The organism is Fulvimarina endophytica (assembly GCF_003403015.1).
Classification (GTDB): domain Bacteria; phylum Pseudomonadota; class Alphaproteobacteria; order Rhizobiales; family Rhizobiaceae; genus Fulvimarina; species Fulvimarina endophytica.
Genome location: NZ_QURL01000006.1, coordinates 99,416 through 113,365, shown reverse-complemented (window position 1 = coordinate 113,365; position 13,950 = coordinate 99,416). Strand labels below are relative to the sequence as shown.

Annotated in this window: 13 protein-coding genes; 8 read left to right on the top strand and 5 right to left on the bottom strand. The window is 66.7% G+C overall.

Annotated features, from left to right (window positions below; genetic code table 11):
• Positions 1-131: 131 nt before the first annotated feature.
• From DYI37_RS15130 to DYI37_RS15105, 6 genes are read left to right on the top strand one after another with little or no spacing between them, the layout of a single operon-like run.
• A complete protein-coding gene (locus DYI37_RS15130) occupies positions 132-1,199 on the top strand; it encodes a cytochrome c oxidase subunit II (RefSeq protein ID WP_116684104.1) in 1,068 nt (355 codons plus the stop codon).
• The gene (gene ctaD, locus DYI37_RS15125; RefSeq protein WP_245413943.1) at positions 1,196-3,820 is read left to right on the top strand and encodes a cytochrome c oxidase subunit I; all 2,625 of its coding nucleotides are present in this window, start codon (positions 1,196-1,198) and stop codon (positions 3,818-3,820) included. Before DYI37_RS15130 ends, ctaD begins: the two co-directional genes overlap by 4 nt.
• 16 nt (positions 3,821-3,836) lie before the next feature.
• Positions 3,837-4,217: a hypothetical protein gene (locus DYI37_RS15120; protein ID WP_116684103.1), complete on the top strand. Its 381-nt coding sequence runs from the start codon at positions 3,837-3,839 to the stop codon at positions 4,215-4,217.
• On the top strand, positions 4,217-4,903 hold the full coding sequence (locus tag DYI37_RS15115; protein WP_245413942.1) for a cytochrome c oxidase assembly protein: 687 nt from the start codon (positions 4,217-4,219) through the stop codon (positions 4,901-4,903). The genes DYI37_RS15120 and DYI37_RS15115 overlap by 1 nt, the downstream gene beginning before the upstream one ends.
• The gene (locus DYI37_RS15110) at positions 4,900-6,231 is read left to right on the top strand and encodes a c-type cytochrome (protein WP_116684101.1); all 1,332 of its coding nucleotides are present in this window, start codon (positions 4,900-4,902) and stop codon (positions 6,229-6,231) included. The genes DYI37_RS15115 and DYI37_RS15110 overlap by 4 nt, the downstream gene beginning before the upstream one ends.
• A gap of 8 nt (positions 6,232-6,239) precedes the next feature.
• Positions 6,240-6,653 (top strand): metallopeptidase family protein, encoded by a 414-nt coding sequence (locus tag DYI37_RS15105; protein ID WP_116684100.1) that lies wholly within the window; start codon positions 6,240-6,242, stop codon positions 6,651-6,653.
• A gap of 316 nt (positions 6,654-6,969) precedes the next feature.
• Here DYI37_RS15105 and DYI37_RS20040 read toward each other — a convergent pair whose 3' ends face one another.
• Positions 6,970-7,107, bottom strand: coding sequence for a hypothetical protein (locus DYI37_RS20040; protein WP_210209336.1), 138 nt, complete (start codon positions 7,105-7,107; stop codon positions 6,970-6,972).
• Positions 7,108-7,339: 232 nt separating this feature from the next.
• Complete coding sequence (locus DYI37_RS15100; RefSeq protein WP_116684099.1) at positions 7,340-8,629, bottom strand: glycerophosphodiester phosphodiesterase family protein; 1,290 nt, start codon at positions 8,627-8,629, stop codon at positions 7,340-7,342.
• A gap of 229 nt (positions 8,630-8,858) precedes the next feature.
• Here DYI37_RS15100 and DYI37_RS15095 point away from each other — a divergent pair, with 229 nt between their 5' ends.
• Entirely contained in the window at positions 8,859-10,385 is a 1,527-nt protein-coding gene (locus DYI37_RS15095; protein WP_116684098.1) for an SLC13 family permease, read from the top strand.
• A 37-nt stretch (positions 10,386-10,422) separates the two neighbouring features.
• Here DYI37_RS15095 and DYI37_RS15090 read toward each other — a convergent pair whose 3' ends face one another.
• From DYI37_RS15090 to DYI37_RS15080, 3 genes are all read right to left on the bottom strand, one after another.
• Positions 10,423-12,075, bottom strand: a complete 1,653-nt coding sequence (locus DYI37_RS15090; protein ID WP_116684097.1) for a pilus assembly protein TadG-related protein — start codon at positions 12,073-12,075, stop codon at positions 10,423-10,425.
• Positions 12,072-12,548: a TadE/TadG family type IV pilus assembly protein gene (locus tag DYI37_RS15085; protein ID WP_116684096.1), complete on the bottom strand. Its 477-nt coding sequence runs from the start codon at positions 12,546-12,548 to the stop codon at positions 12,072-12,074. Before DYI37_RS15085 ends, DYI37_RS15090 begins: the two co-directional genes overlap by 4 nt.
• A 166-nt stretch (positions 12,549-12,714) precedes the next feature.
• Positions 12,715-13,155: a YqaA family protein gene (locus DYI37_RS15080; protein ID WP_342634945.1), complete on the bottom strand. Its 441-nt coding sequence runs from the start codon at positions 13,153-13,155 to the stop codon at positions 12,715-12,717.
• Between the two features lie 253 nt (positions 13,156-13,408).
• On the opposite strand from DYI37_RS15080, the gene DYI37_RS15075 reads away from it, so the two are divergent.
• Positions 13,409-13,852: a DUF2852 domain-containing protein gene (locus DYI37_RS15075; RefSeq protein ID WP_116684095.1), complete on the top strand. Its 444-nt coding sequence runs from the start codon at positions 13,409-13,411 to the stop codon at positions 13,850-13,852.
• Positions 13,853-13,950 lie beyond the last annotated feature (98 nt).

The following is a 13,950-nucleotide window of genomic DNA, read 5'->3' as shown; positions in this document are numbered from 1 at the left end:
ATAAATTCGCCGTGAGATCGAAGAGAGGTCGAGCCAGAATTCGACCGGTCATCGGCCTTCCGCCCGCCCGACGACCCGTTCCGCCCATCCACCGATCCGCTCCGACCATCCGCCGACAGAAGGGGACTTCGATGCCGCAAGGACGGCTCCGCCGAAATGGCCCTGCCGCCGGCTCCCCGCCGCGCCACCATGCCCCGCGCCGCTCGCCCGTTCTGCGGGCCTTCAGTCTCGCCGGTCTCCTCGCGCTCCTCTCGGCCTGCACCGGTCCCCAGTCGACGCTGACCGGCGCGGGCTCGGAAGCGGCACAGGTCGAGACCCTGTTCTGGGTCATGCTGGTCGGCGCCGTCCTCATCTGGGTCTTCACCATCGGCCTGTCGATCTACGCGACCCGGGTCCATCCCGAGCGGCACAGCGAGAAGACCGGAACCCGGCTCATCCTGTGGGGCGGCGTCGCCTTTCCGGTCGTCGTCCTCACCGCGCTCCTCGTCTACGGGTTGAAGCTGATGCCCGAATTTCGCGCCGAGGCGAACGGGCCGACCATCGCGGTCTCGGGCGAACGCTTCTGGTTCCGCGTCGCCTACGGGGTCGAGGGCGAGCCCGGCGTCGTCAAGAGCCTGCCGCCGGGGGGCGTCGAGAGCGCCAACGAGATCTGGCTGCCGGTGGGCGTGCGCTCGGCGATCCTTCTCGGCAGCCCGGACGTCGTCCATTCCTTCTGGGTGCCCTCGATCGCGGGCAAGATGGACATGATCCCCGGCCGCGTGAACCGCCTCGTGATCGAGCCGGTCAAGGAAGGCGTCTATAACGGGGTCTGCACCGAATTCTGCGGCGATGCCCACGGCCAGATGGGCTTCCGGGTCGTCGTCGTCTCGCCCGGGGACTACGAGGCCTATGTGGCGGCCCAGAGCCAGCCTGCCGCAGTCACCTCCGGTCCCGGCTTCGAGGCCTTCATGGAGAACGGCTGCGATGCCTGCCATGCGGTGCGCGGCACGGAGGCCGACGGATCGGTCGGCCCGGATCTGACCCATCTGGGCTCCCGCCTCACCATCGCGGCGGGCATTCTCGACAACACGCCCGAGAACCTCGTGCGCTTCATCAGCGCGACCGAGCACGTCAAGCAGGGCGTCGAGATGCCGGCCTACGGCATGGTGCCGAACGAAGAAATCGCCGCGATCGCGGCCTGGCTGGAGCAGCTGAAATGAGCAATGCCCAGATCGAGGCCGCACGCGTCGGCACATTCGACCTCTCGGACCCCGCAACGCCCAACTATCCCGATCCGCCGCCGATCCAGACGATCGGCGCGAGCCATGTGGACCAGGAGGACCCGGCCGTGCGCGAGGCCCAGGCCAAGCGCCTGATCTGGGTCTGGGAGGCGCCGAAGGGCTGGAAATACTGGTCGGCCGTCAACAACACGGAAGTCGGCGTCTGGTACACCTCCACCGCCTTCATCTTCATGCTGTTCGCCGGCGTTCTCGGCCTCATGGTGCGCGTCCAGCTCGCCGTGCCCGACAACGACTTCCTGACCGCCAATTTCTACAACCAGGTCTACACCCTGCACGGCACGGTGATGATGTTCCTGTTCGCCGTGCCGATCTTCGAGGCGATGGCGATCATCCTCCTGCCGGAGATGCTGGGCGCGCGCGACCTGCCCTTCCCGCGCCTGTCGGCCTTCGGCTACTGGTGCTTCCTCATCGGCGGCGTCTTCGTCTGCGGCTCGATCTTCTTCTCCTCGGCGCCCGCGAGCGGCTGGTTCATGTATCCGCCGTTGACGACGCAGGAGCGCTTCACCCCCGGCTACGGCGCCGATATCTGGCTGCTCGGCCTCTCCTTCATCGAAGTCGCCTCGATCGCGGCCGCCGTCGAGCTCATCGTCGGCTCCCTGAAATGCCGCCCGCCGGGCATGCGGCTCAACATGATGCCGCTCTATACCTGGTACGTGCTCGTCGTCGCGGGCATGATCCTCTTCGCCTTCCCGCCGCTGATCGCCGGCGACATCCTGTTCGAGATGGAACGCCTGTTCAACTGGCCGTTCTTCGATCCCGAGCGCGGCGGCGATCCGATGCTCTGGCAGCACCTGTTCTGGATCTTCGGCCATCCGGAGGTCTACATCGTCTTCCTGCCGGCGATCGCGCTGCTCGCGATGATCGTTCCGACCTTCGCGCGCCGGCCGATCGTCGGCTATTCCTGGATCGTGCTCGCGGCGGTCGGAACCGGGTTCCTCTCCTTCGGCCTGTGGGTCCACCACATGTTCGCGACGGGCCTTCCCGCGATCTCGCTGGGCTTCTTCTCGGCCGCCTCCGAGGCGGTGGCGATCCCGACCGGCGTCCAGATCTTCGTCTTCCTCGCAACGCTTCTCGTCGGCCGGGTGATCTTCTCGGTGCCGATGCTCTTCGTGTCCGGCGCGCTCGCGATCTTCGTCATCGGCGGCCTCACCGGCGTCATGGTCGCCCTCGCCCCCTTCGACTGGCAGGCCCACGACACCTATTTCGTCGTCGGCCATCTCCATTACGTGCTGATCGGCGGCATGCTGTTCCCGATCGTCGCCGGCCTCTACTACTGGTGGCCGATCCTCGCCGGCCGCACATTGTCCGACAGGCTGGGGAAGATCGCCTTCTGGATGATGTTCGTGGGCTTCAATGTCGGCTTCTTCCCCATGCATTTCTCCGGCATGATGGGGATGCCCCGGCGGGTCTGGACCTATCCGGCCGGTCTCGGCCTCGACCTGCCGAACCTCGTCTCCACCATCGGTGCCTTCGTCTTCGCCGCCGGCTTCCTCGTCGTCGTCGCCGACATCCTGCGCCCGCGCGGCCATCTGCCCTTGGCCAAGCGCAATCACTGGAACGCGGGAACCCTCGAATGGCTGTCGGAGCCCGAGGACAAGGGCTGGGGCGTGCGCTCCATTCCCATCATCACTTCGCGCTACCCGATCTGGGACCAGCCGAACTTCATCGACGACGTGGACAATGGCCGCTTCTACCTGCCCGATGCGGAGGAACTGAAGCGCGAGACCATCGTCACCAGCGTGCTCGACGCCAAGCCGCTGCAGGTGCTGCGCGTTCCCGGCCCCACCTTCATGACCATGTGGGCCGCGGGCTTCCTCGGCGCGGTCTTCATCTTCGCGACCTTCCACTGGTGGTATCTCACCATCGCCGCCATGGTTCTGGCGACCGGCGCGATCCTCACCTGGGTCTGGCGCGGAACCGCCGTCATCCCGGAAAAGCACGAGAAGGATGTCGGGCGCGGCCTGTCCCTTCCCCTCTACGTTTCCGGTCCCCAGGCGGTGGGCTGGTGGGCGATGTTCATCACCATGGTGGGCGACGGCACGGCCTTCCTCTCCCTCGTCTTCGGCTATTTCTTCTACGTCACGATCCACGCCGAATTCCCGCCGCCGGGCATCGAGGGGCCCGGGCTGTTCTGGCCGCTCGCCGCCCTCGCCGTCTTCGCCCTCGCCTGGGGCCTCGCCTTCGCCGCGCGCTCCCTCAACAAGGCGGGAAGCGTCACGAGCGCGCGCCTTGCGATGGCCGCCGGCGGGCTCGCAGCGCTCCTTGCCGGCGCCTTCGTCCTCCTCGGGCCCCATACGACGGGCCTCGATCCGGTCACCCACGTCTATCCGGCGACCGTCTGGATCCTCGCCATCTGGGCCGCGGTCCATGCGGCGGTCGGCGCCCTGATGCTGTTCTACTGCCTCGCGCGCTCGCTCTTCGGCCATCTGACGCCGCTTTACGACGCCGACATCCAGAACGTGGCGCTCTACTGGCACTTCATGCTGGGGACCGCCTTCGTGACGGTGGCGACCATCGCATTCACCCCGCTGGCGACCTGAGGAGGCAGACGCGACCATGTTCGGCTCATCCCGCCAGACCGCGGACAATCTGTGGACGCTCATCGCGCCGCCGACGATCTGGGCGTTTCACTTCGTCATCTGCTATGTCGTGGCAGCGGTGCGGTGCGCGCCCAATACCGGGCCGTTCGAGGCTATTCTCGCGACCCGCTGGTTCATCCTCGCCTTCACCCTCGTCTGTCTTCTCGCCATTGCCCTCATCTTCCGGCGCTCGGTCGTCGAGTGGCGCGGCCACGGATCGGGCACGGTGAACGACGAGGACAATCCGACGGCCCGCGAGCGCTTCCTCGAATTCTCGACCATTCTCCTCGCCGGTCTCTCCTTCCTCGCGGTCGTCTTCACCGCGCTGCCCGCCGCCTTCATCACGGATTGCCGCTGATGAGCGAGGTGACGGCGCCCCGACGGACGCAGACCGCAGGACAAGCAGACGCCATGCGCCTCTGGCCGCTGGCGGCAAGCGGCCTCGTTCTCGCACTCGTCTGGCTCGGGCCGCTGGTGGAGCGGGCGGGCGGCTCCTTCGCCGCCCATATGGTCATGCATATGGGGGTCGTCGCGCTCGCAGCGCCCCTTCTCGCCATCGGCCTCTCCCGCGCGCTGCCGAGCCTTGCGGAGACCATCTCGCCGGCGGTGGCGATCGCCGCCTCCTTCGCCGAATTCGCCGTCGTCTGGGGCTGGCATGCGCCTGGCCCGCACGATGCCGCGCGCACCGATATGGGCATCTTCGCCCTCGAACAGCTCTCTTTCCTTCTCGCCGGCACCCTCGTCTGGCTCGCGGCCTTCGGCCCGTCCGGCGAGGGCCGGCTGAAGGCGCGGGCGGCCGGCGTCGTCGGCCTTCTCCTCACCTCCATGCACATGACGCTGCTCGGCGCCCTCCTGCTCCTCAGCCCGCGCACCCTCTATGCCTGCGCCGATCTCTGCAGCCCGGCTGCGACGATGACGCCCCTTGGCGACCAGCAGGCCGGCGGTGTCATCATGCTCATCGTGGGCGGTGCGGCCTATCTTGCCGGCGGGCTCGTCTGCCTCGCCTCGATCCTCAACGACCCGACCCCGAGGCGGACCCCATGAAGAAGCGGATCGCCATCGATTTCGTCCTGACCTGGACGAAGCTCGCGGGCCTCGCCCTCGCGGGCCTCGCCCTCGCCTTCGCCGTCTCCTTCTCCGGCATGGTCTCGATCGCCGCCTCCTCGGGCCATTTCGCGCCCGTCGGCTGGTTCCTGCACTGGACCATGCAGAACGCCGTCGATCGCCAGTCGCTCGGCACCGAGGTGCCGGAGGACGTGGATCTGTCCGATCCTTCGCTGGTCCAGCGGGCGGCGGGCCATTTCGCCACCGGCTGCGCGCCCTGCCACGGTGCGCCGGGCGTCGCCCAGTCGCCGGTCGTCCTCTCCATGATGCCCCCGCCGCCGCGCCTCGAGGAGAAGGTGGGCGAGTGGAAGGATCGCGAGCTCCACTGGATCGGGCTCCACGGCATCAAGTATTCCGGCATGCCCGCCTGGCCGACCCAGGACCGCCCGAACGAGATCTGGCCGGTCGTCGCCTTTCTGAGGGCGCTGCCGCAGATGGATGCCGCGACCTATGCCGAGCTCGCCCTCGGCGCGGGCGCTGAAGGCATGGAACGCGAGGCGGGCGGAGATCAGACAGCAGGTCTCGATGGGATCGCGGAGGTCGCCCTCACCGATTGCGCCCGCTGCCATGGACGCGATGGCCTCGGACGAGGCGAAGGCGACAGCGCCGGGGCGTTCCCCGTCATCGCCGGCCAGCCGGAGGCCTATCTGCGCGAGACCCTCCTTGCCTACAAGAGCGGCACGCGCGAGTCCGGCTACATGCAGCCCCCCGCCTCGCGCTATTCCGACGAGGTTCTCGCCGAGCTCGCCGCCTGGTATGCCGCACAGCCGCTGCCGGGCCGTCCGGCCGGATCCTCGGGCGGTCCGGCGACCGCGTCCGCTCCTGCTCCTGCAGCGAACGGGCCGATCGGCCTTGTCGGCGGGGATGGCGATGAAAGCGGCATCCCGGCCCAGATCTTTCCGGCGGACAACCGGTCCAAGGCCTATATCTCGGTCGCGGCGGCCGCTGGCGGAGAGCCGGCCGAAGGCACGGCTGACTTCCTCGCCCTCGGCCGCCTTCTGGCGCAGCAGGGCATCGCCGCACGCAAGCTGCCGGCCTGCGACAGCTGCCACGCCCAGGAAGGCCGGGCCAAGAACGCCCACTACCCCTATCTGGCCGGCCAGCCGGAATGGTATGTCGCAGACCATCTGAAACTGTGGCGCGACCATGACATCACCCGCGGCGGCACGCCCTATGCCCATCTGATGGAGCCGATCGCGGTGAATCTCACCGACGAGCAGATCGATGCGGTGGCCGCCTGGTATGCGAGCCGGCCGGTGGGGGAATGAGGACGAAAATGACCGAGGCAGACGAGACCTGGTTCGACAGGCAGCCCCCCTCCCTCGACGCCTTCGAGACGATGGCGGTGGAGGCCTATCGGGATCTGCCCGATGGCTTCCGAAAGCTCTGCGGCGAGATCCGCTTCCTCGTCGCCGATTTTCCGGACGACGACGTCGTGAAGGAGATGGAGCTGGAGAGCCCGTTCGATATTCTGGGCCTGTTCGAGGGGCGCGGGATCGGCGAATTGGACAGTCCGGCGACGGGCGAGATGCCGAACCGCATCCTGATCTATCGCCGCCCGATCCTCGACTACTGGGCCGAGCACGAGGAACGCCTGGGCGATATCGTGCGCCATGTGGTGATCCACGAGATCGGCCATCATTTCGGCCTGTCGGACGACGACATGGAGGCGATCGAGGCGCGAGCCTGATCTTCTCCTCGGCTCTTCGTCCAAAGGCTCGCCCCTGAGCGGTGCCTCTCCGATCGCGGCTCCTGTTTCCTGCTGACGCATCGGATCGCCCGAAAACCGGGTCCACGGTTCGGTCCGATGCTGGAGCCGGCCGGCCGGCGACCGTCGGACCCGGCCGGCATTCCAGCATCGCCCTGAAGGCCGGCAACGAAAAATGCGAGAGCCGTTTCGGCCCCCCGCATCGGTGATTCCGCAGCATTCACTCCCCAGCCTCATAGGCCCGGGAACACCGGCCCTCTCACGTCACAGGAACGCGAGTGCCGGCGATCGGATCGCGTCAGTCGCGATGATCGCTCACGATCGCGCCGCCGGCGGCCGAGGCCGCGCGGTAGAGAGCGGCGACGTCGTCCAGCTTGGTATAGGGACCCCGGCGCCAGATCTCCGTCTCGACCGGCGGCTGGATCGCCAGCGGCATCTTGACGGCGTCTTCGAAACCGGCGGTTTTACTGCGACTGCGAAGAAAAGATAAGGTCATCACCACACACCATGCCATCGAACTGGAAGACTGGGGAGAAACGCGATGATGAACGCCGCGTTCCTCCGTCGTGAAAAGTTTACGAGAGGTTGACCGACCCGGCAGGGATCGATCGGGATCCGGCCCGGACTCCCCGTTGCCGGCCGGCCCGGAGGGTCTGATCTCGAGCGCCTCAACCATCGAGATCGAGGCAGTTGGCGAAGAAAGTCGTCGTCGCCGGCCAGTCGGAGAAGACGCCCTTCACCTCGATTGTCGAGGCAAGGACATCGAGAAGCTTCAGCACGTCGCCATTGGACGACGTGATGTCGGCGATCGACTGGTAGTACCAGCCGCCACCATCCACGAGCGGGCCTGACCGCTCCAGCGACCATGCGATGATGTCGAGGCCGGCCTTCTTCGCCTCCAGCGCATAGTGCGAGGGAACGATCTCTGCGTTCTCGGCCGTCACCAGCATCCAGAGCGGCGGCGCGATGATCCTGACGCCGTCGTCTGCGAGTTCCTGCATGGAGGGCTCGAAGGTCGAGGGGTCCATCGGATCGAAACCCTCGAGGGTCTCGTCGCGGCCGTCCAGATAGACGGCCTGCTCGCCATATTCGGGGAACTCGGCGATCCAGAACTTCACGTCGTCGAGATTGAAGGACTGGGGAAAGACGTCGCTCGGGGGCACGCCCGCATCGATATAGTCCTGGATCAGGGCGCGGGCGTAATCGTCCTGGCTGTACTGCCCCTCATAGGGCATCTCGACCTCGGGGCTCTTCAGTTCAGGCGTGAACTTCCGGCCCAGCGACTTGATGAGGTCGATCGATTCGGCATGGCTCATCACCGTTCCGGGCGAATAGAGGGTCGTGCGCCAGGGGGCGAGCCCGCCCTTCGACGCCTCGGCCGTCTCGGCCTCCGCATCGAAGCTGTCCATCTTCGCGTTCAGCGTCTTGAACTCGGCGAGCGTGATGTCCGAGGTGCAGCACTTGGCCTCGGCCTCGCCGTCCTCGCCGGCCGGCTTGAAAGGCACCGTGCATTTGGCGGCGAGGTCCGGGCGGGTGAGGATGTCGGTCGTGGTGTGCAGGTCGCATTGGGCATGGCGGCAGACGAGTTCGCGATCGGCCGTGAAGGCGACGTCGCATTCGATCACGCCGGCGCCCTGCCGGGCCGCGGCTCTGTAGGACTGCGCGCTGTGCTCGGGAAACTGCAGGGGCGCGCCGCGATGGCCGATCGACCAGTCGCTCGCCGCCATGGGCCGGCCGAGACAGGCCGAAAGCTTCGTCTTGAGGGCGCCGTCATCGAGCTGGTCGACGAGATAGGCCGGACGGACGCCGATCTCCGCCGTCTCGGGCGCCTCGCGGGTATCGCTCCCAGCCTCGGTATCGGCGGCAGGAGGCGTCTCGCTCTGCTGGGCGAAGGCGGCCGGAGCGCCGGCGAGACAACAGATCGCCGCGACGGCGGCCAGATGCCGATCGAACCTCATGGAGAAACCTCCCGTTCCGTCGTCCTCGAAAGACGAGCACCGGCCGGCCGGCGCCCCTCCCTGCCTGTTCCCATAGTGGCGATTTGCGACATCCATGCAACAGACAGATTCCCGGGAGAGCGGATCGCGCGCGGTTTCGATGACGGGCCGGTCAGTTTTTTGCGAGAATCGCGCGAGGCGTGCCGTTTCCTGTAGGTTGTCGCGACGAATCGGACGGAGGCGAAACGGCATGGGCATTGGCGGACAGGCAGGCACGACGACAGAGGCGGACAGCGGGGAGCACGGCTCCCTGAAACCGATTCAGGCAGCGCTCGGCATTCTCGTCTTCATCGTGCTCCTCCTCCTTCCGCCTCCCGAGGGCCTGTCGATCGAAGGCTGGCGCGTGGTCGCGGTCGCCACATTGATGATCGTCTGGTGGATCACCGAAGCCGTCCCGGTGCCGGCGACGGCCCTCGTTCCCCTCGCCCTCTTTCCCCTCACCGGCGCAACGACCATGGGCGCCGCCGCCGCCCCTTACGCCGATCCGACGATCTTCCTGTTCATGGGCGGCTTCATGCTGGCCGGCGCCATGGAGCGCTGGAACCTGCATCGCCGCATCGCCCTCAACATCGTCTCGCGCACGGGATCGCGCCGCCATCACATCGTGGGCGGCTTCATGGTGGCGACGGCGTTCCTCTCCATGTGGGTCTCCAACACCGCGACCACGGTGATGATGCTGCCGATCGCCATCTCGATCGTCGGGCTCGTGGAGGACGAGGTCACGGACCAGAAGGCTAATCACGCCTTCGCGCTCGCCTTGCTTCTGGGCGTCGCCTATGCGGCCTCGATCGGCGGCGTGGCGACGCTCATCGGAACGCCGCCCAATGCGCTTCTCGCCGGCACGCTGAGCCAGGCCTACGGCTACGATCTGGGCTTCGGCCGCTGGATGCTGATCGGCATGCCGGTCTCCATCGTGATGCTGTTGATCTCCTGGCTCATCCTGACGCGGTTCGCGATCCGCCTCTCGACCGAGGAGATCGACGGCGTCCAGTCGGTCATCAAGGAAAGGCTCAGGGGTCTCGGCTCGATGTCGCGGGACGAGATGCTGGTCGGCATCGTCTTCGCCGCCGCCGCCATCCTGTGGGTCGGACGATCCTGGCTGCAGAATTTCGTGCCCGGCCTCAACGATGCCGGCATCGCCATCGGCATGGCACTGCTTCTCTTCCTCATCCCCTCGACCAAGGGGCGCGGCGAGGCGCTTCTCGACTGGCGCACCGCGTCGAACCTTCCCTGGGGCGTCCTGATCCTCTTCGGCGGCGGCCTCAGCCTTGCGGCGGCGGTCGTGGCGACCGGGCTCGACGAATGGATCGGCGATGCGATCGGCGGCTTTGCCGGGGCGCTCGCGCTCATCGTCCTCGTCCTCGTGGTCTCGGCGATCATTCTCCTCCTCACCGAGTTCACCTCGAACACGGCGACGGCGGCGACCTTCCTGCCGCTGCTCGCGGCCCTCTCCCTCAATCTCGGGGAAAACCCGCTGATGCTCGCGGTGCCGGCCGCGCTCGCCGCGTCCATGGCCTTCATGATGCCGGTCGCAACGCCGCCCAACGCTCTCGTGTTCTCGTCGGGGCGCATCAGCATCCCGGAGATGATCCGCTACGGGATCTGGCACAACATCGCCGCCCTCGTCGTCATTTCGAGCTTCGGCTACCTGATCCTGACGACGCTCTTCGGCGTCCAGATCGGCCAGCTTCCGGACTGGGCGATGCCCGCCCGCTGAGCCGAACGGGCACCGGCATGGCAGCGACGAGGATCGTCTATCCGACGATCCTCGAGCGCTCGCACAGGATGTCCTCCACCTGGACATCGACCTCGCCGAGCCCGATGCCGGCCGTCTTCAGGAGCTTGCCGAGCAGGAGATCGAGGGGCTGGACGAGGCTCGTCAGGCCGTTGCGCACGGCGCTGGTGACGAGCCCGGTGGACAGTCCGAGCCCGCCGAGCCTCACACGCAGGTCGGTCTGCCCGAACAGGCTCGAGATCGGGCTTGCGAGAAAGTTCGAGGTGCGGGCCGTCTTCACGGTTCCCTTGGCCACGTCGGTCCCCGTGAAGGTCACGCGCACCGGCTGCATGGATTCGATCGCGAGATTGGCCCGTGCCTCGACGGCGAGGAGGAGCAAGGACAGGATCGGCGCATGCCCGACCCTGTCGCCGACGCCGATCTGCGCGAGCGGCTTCGATGAGGCGCCGAGGGAGAGGCGCAGGAGCCCGGGAGTGACGGCGAGGGTCACGGATCGCTCGAGGGGGTCTGCGGCGCAGGAGATCTCCGCCACGTCGACCCGCCCGCCCGCGACCACGCTCTCCACGGGAAGATTGAGGCCTTCCCCGATGCCGAGACTGCCGAGGAGCGGCAGCGTGCGCACGTGAAGTCTCTGGCGCAGCTGGCCGAGTTCGATCCTCTCACCCATGCTGGCGACCGCGAGCGGCGACTTGAACGCTCCGGGCTCGCCGAGAAGAAGCCCGAGATCCACGCTTCCGACCAGGGGCACGTCGAGACCGATATCGGCTGTGAGCCCGTTGATGCTTCGCTTCAGGGCGACGTCGAGAATGTTGAGGACCGAAACCTCGGCGGACAAAAGCTGCGAGAGCGAGGTCCGGCTGGTCGCGAACCCTCCCGCATCGACGTCCAAGAGATCGTCGAGGCTGAGCTTCATGACGCTTGCAAGGGGGCTGTTCGCCGCCTTGCGCAGGGCGACCGCCCCGATCGTCGCGTTCTGCTTCTCGAGGCTGTCCGCCATGCGCGTGAGGAGGGTCCGCATGCCGGTCGGCTCGTGCAGCTGCGCCACGATCGAAGCGGTGTTCGTCGCATCGAGCGAGATGCCCCCGAGGAGGTCGCCGAGCCGGATATCGGCGTTGACGAGGCCGTGATAGTCGAGAAAGGTCAGGGAGAGCTCGGCGCCGAGGAGATCGCGGGCGATCTTGTTGACGATCGGCATGTCGAGATCGAGCAGGCGGCTGCCGGCATGGAAGACCACCGCCCGGCTGATCGCCGCGTCGGCCCTTGCGACCATATCCACGTCTTCGACCCCGAGCACCCTTGCAAGACCGAATTTGTGATTGCGCGTCGCGATGACCCTGAGCACCGAGGCCGAGCCTTCGTCGCTCGCCTCGAACCGTTGGTCCGGCGGCCGTTTCGGATCATAGGTGCCGAACACGATGTCGATACGCACATCGCCCTGGGCCGAGGCGTCGAAGACCTGAGCCGCGATGGCGCCGGCCTCGTCCGGGCTTCGAACCGCTGCGAGAGCGGCCGCATCGGTCGCCGCCTGCAGCGCCCGGTGGTCGAGATAGACCGAGCCGAAATCGGTCGCGAGCGCACCGAAACCGATGATGACGCTCATTCCGAGGCCGAAGAAGACGGCCACATTGCCGGAGCGCTCGCCCCGGAGCCGGCGAAGTTCACGAAGGATCATGGCAGCAGCACCGTGGCGGAGCGCTCGATCGAGCCGAGAGAACCGAGGGAGTTCGACAGGAGCGAGGGAAGCGGCGAATTGGACAGGTCGTAGCCGACGCTCACCGTCAGCCAGTCGCCGCTTTCCGTCACGGCGATCATCAGCTGTTCGGGCCGGATCAGCGGATCGTCGCGGGCGGCCATGCGCACCGCATCCCCCGCGAGCGCCTGCCGTTCGACGCTGTCGAGCCCGACGAGAGCATAACGGCTTCCATTGGCGCTCAATTGCTGGAGCGAATGGGCGGTGGCGAGATAGATGCCGAGATAGGCCGCGCCGAAGACGATCAGCACGATCACCGGCAGGATGAGGGCGAATTCGACCGCCGCGGCACCCGATCGCGCCTGGAACAGTCGCCGCGCGCTCTCGAAGGCCGCGATCACAGGGGGAAATTCGAACCGGCTTCGTGCGCCGGATAGAGCTTGACGATACGTCATCCAAGTGCCCTTATTGCGCTTACATTCGCAACGTCAGGATCAGTCCCAGCCCCTTAAAAAGTTCTTATTACTTACTATCAATCAGACATATGTTTTGCGCTGTTACCGTCTCGTCAGGTCCGCGGTCGGCAGCGGCGAAGCCCCTCGAAACCCTTGGTTTTCCGGCTTATTGGAACTGCAGCGTGCCGTAGGCGACGACCGCATAACGGGCAAATTTCCCTATCCCGACCACGAAAAGAAAGATCGGCATCGGCACTTTCAGAACGCCTGCCGCCAGCGTGAGTGCATCACCGCCGATCGGCCACCAGGCAAAGAAGAGTGTCCAGATGCCGTAGCGGCGGAAAAGGTTCTCCGCCCGATCGAGACCGGCCTTCGAGACGGGAAACCAGCGACGATCGCGATAGGTGGCGGCATAGCAGCCCATCACCCAGTTGACGAGCGAGCCCAGCGTATTGCCGGTTCCGGCAACGAGAACCGCGACGACCGGATCGACACCCGCTTCGGCAATCACCGCGATGAGGAGAAGCTCGGAGGCACCCGGCAGGATCGTCGCGGCAAGAAACGCGCTCCAGAAAAGCCCGGCGAGAAGAGACAGGAGGGTCAGCACGGGCGAGCGATCCGATCGGGAAGACTGCGGGAATGGAGCCGCCAAGGCCGGATCCCGGGCCCCGATGTCTCACGCAGAAACCGAGGGCGCAATCGGCGCTTCTCGCGCACCGGCATGCGCGCGGGTTTTCGGCGGACCGGAATTGAAGCGACGTCTCGCCGTCACCACATCGAGGAGCGGAACAGGGTCCATGTCACAACGCATCCCGCAATGTCCGACATCGCGGGTCTTGATCGAAAGGAACGGGAAATCGATGTCTTCACGCGCCCTCATTCGTCCAGCCTGGACGCCGGCCACCATCGCGCTCATGGTCGGCGGGTTCTTCGTCTTCTGGCCGTTGGGCCTCGCAGTCCTTGCCTACATCCTCTGGGGTGAGCGGCTGGACGCCTTCAAGCGCGACGTCAACACCGCGACCGACCGCGTCTTCGGCGGCTTTCGCCGCAGCGGTTTCACCGCCCCCGGCTTCGGCGCCCCGCGCACCGGCAATGTCGCCTTCGACGACTGGCGCGATGCCGAACTGCGCCGTCTCGACGAGGAGCGCCGCCGCCTGAACGAAGCCTCCGCCGAATTCGAGGCCTATGCGCGCGAACTGCGCCGCGCCAAGGACCAGGAGGAGTTCGATCGCTTCATGAAGGAGCGCCGCAAGTCCGGCTCCGAGCGCAATGACGGCCCGGTCGTCGACGGCCACCCGGCCTGAGAGGATCGAGCCGGTCGTTTCGGTGACGAGGCGAAGGCTTGACGACGAAAGGGCGGCGTCTTCGGATGCCGCCTTCTTCATGGGCGACGCTCAGTCTG

Excerpts from the sequence above, each read along its gene's own strand:
- DYI37_RS15130 (WP_116684104.1), top strand. The coding sequence starts at position 132 with ATGCCGCAAGGACGGCTCCGCCGAAATGGCCCTGCCGCCGGCTCCCCG.
- ctaD (WP_245413943.1), top strand. The coding sequence starts at position 1,196 with ATGAGCAATGCCCAGATCGAGGCCGCACGCGTCGGCACATTCGACCTC.
- DYI37_RS15120 (WP_116684103.1), top strand. The coding sequence starts at position 3,837 with ATGTTCGGCTCATCCCGCCAGACCGCGGACAATCTGTGGACGCTCATC.
- DYI37_RS15115 (WP_245413942.1), top strand. The coding sequence starts at position 4,217 with ATGAGCGAGGTGACGGCGCCCCGACGGACGCAGACCGCAGGACAAGCA.
- DYI37_RS15110 (WP_116684101.1), top strand. The coding sequence starts at position 4,900 with ATGAAGAAGCGGATCGCCATCGATTTCGTCCTGACCTGGACGAAGCTC.
- DYI37_RS15105 (WP_116684100.1), top strand. The coding sequence starts at position 6,240 with ATGACCGAGGCAGACGAGACCTGGTTCGACAGGCAGCCCCCCTCCCTC.
- DYI37_RS20040 (WP_210209336.1), bottom strand. The coding sequence starts at position 7,107 with ATGCCGCTGGCGATCCAGCCGCCGGTCGAGACGGAGATCTGGCGCCGG.
- DYI37_RS15100 (WP_116684099.1), bottom strand. The coding sequence starts at position 8,629 with ATGAGGTTCGATCGGCATCTGGCCGCCGTCGCGGCGATCTGTTGTCTC.
- DYI37_RS15095 (WP_116684098.1), top strand. The coding sequence starts at position 8,859 with ATGGGCATTGGCGGACAGGCAGGCACGACGACAGAGGCGGACAGCGGG.
- DYI37_RS15090 (WP_116684097.1), bottom strand. The coding sequence starts at position 12,075 with ATGATCCTTCGTGAACTTCGCCGGCTCCGGGGCGAGCGCTCCGGCAAT.
- DYI37_RS15085 (WP_116684096.1), bottom strand. The coding sequence starts at position 12,548 with ATGACGTATCGTCAAGCTCTATCCGGCGCACGAAGCCGGTTCGAATTT.
- DYI37_RS15075 (WP_116684095.1), top strand. The coding sequence starts at position 13,409 with ATGTCTTCACGCGCCCTCATTCGTCCAGCCTGGACGCCGGCCACCATC.